General features: G+C 53.4%; 1 protein-coding gene. It reads right to left on the reverse strand.

All coding sequences use genetic code 11. The features are described 5' to 3' along the window. Positions 1-96 precede the first annotated feature (96 nt). Positions 97-1,317 carry an N-acetylglucosamine-6-phosphate deacetylase gene (nagA, locus tag J5224_RS27850; RefSeq protein ID WP_264628367.1) on the reverse strand — a complete coding sequence of 407 codons (1,221 nt, stop codon included), beginning with the start codon at positions 1,315-1,317 and terminating at the stop codon, positions 97-99. Positions 1,318-1,385 lie beyond the last annotated feature (68 nt).

Genomic DNA, 1,385 nt, shown 5'->3' on the forward strand with positions numbered 1-1,385 from the left:
AGTGCGTGAAGATGTCGCGCGCTGCCCGGGGCAAAATAGGCCAGCAACATCGCCCTGATGAAACCGGCGCCAAGGTGGTCGCTCCGGTGAGCTGGGTTATTCTTCAAACAACTGTTGCTGACGCCGTCCCCGACAGTAGACATCCAGCAGATTCAGGTCATCATCGAGCACCAAAATATCGGCATCCTTGCCGGGGGACAGCGACCCTTTACGATCTGCTGCGCCGGCAAGCAATGCGGGGTTTTCACAAGCGATTCTCGCCACCGAGACCAATCCGTGATCGAGGCGGCCAACAATATTCTTCACGGAATCCAGGAAGTTCATTTCCAGATGTTTTACCGTTTGATAATCACACGGGCAAACCTGACGCGTATCACCACCGTCGGCAGCGATTTCCAGTTGCCCTTGCTTGATGCGAAATGTCTCTTTGCGCAGATAGTGGTAAAACTCATAACCTTCAGGAAAATCTACATAACCCATGCAGTCGCTCATCAATACCATGCGCCGATCGCGTTTTAACCGGTAGAGCAAATCGAAGGCTTCTGGCTTAATCGTGATCCCGCTTTGTTTCGCCACTTCCGCATAGGTATCCTGGTAATACATCAGTGCACCAACCACACCCAACTCGCGGTGGTGAAAGCCGCGCATCCCGCTGTAAGCATGGGTAAAATGGTTTAATCCCGCCTCTATTGCCGCCGTGATTTCGGCAAAGGTGGCATCGGTGTGCCCTGCCGATACCGTAATGCCCTGCGCGTGCAAATGTCGGATAACCTCCAGCGCCCCTTCCAGTTCGGGCGCTAATGTCATCAGGCGAATATGATGACCGGCTAGCTGATTGAAGCGCTCGAAGCTGGCGATACTGGGGCGTTGCAAACAATCGGCCCGTTGCATACCGAGATGCTTCTCACTGATATAGGGCCCTTCCATATGAATGCCGATGGCCTCAGCTCCATCAGCAGCCGTTGCCGTAGCGATAAAATCAGCAGCGGCCACTAACGATGCTTCAAGGAAATCATTTGGCATCGTGCCGGACGTGGGTAAATAAGCGGTAACGCCCGCTTTAACCAGATCGTGGCTCATCCACTTAAGGGAAGATTGATTGCCCTTGTAAGCAAAAGAACCTCTGCCCCAGCCGTGCACATGGATATCGACAAAGCCGGGCATAATGATTTGCTCGCTGTGATCGATATAGTGGGAGGCGCAGTGAGGCGCGAAGCCGCAAATTTTTCCTTCCTGTATCTGGAGATAACCCGATTTGATGCCGTCGGGGAATACAATCCGGTTGGATTTAATCACACCTGAGCCAACATCATTCATGATCCCTCCTCAGCACCCGCTCAGCAAGCTCATCGGCCAGCACCGCACACAGCCCGATATAGGCGGCC

The organism is Candidatus Symbiopectobacterium sp. NZEC135 (assembly GCF_025962695.1).

Bases quoted from the DNA above. Each gene is read 5' to 3' on its own strand.
- nagA (WP_264628367.1), bottom strand. From the start codon at position 1,317: ATGAATGATGTTGGCTCAGGTGTGATTAAATCCAACCGGATTGTATTC.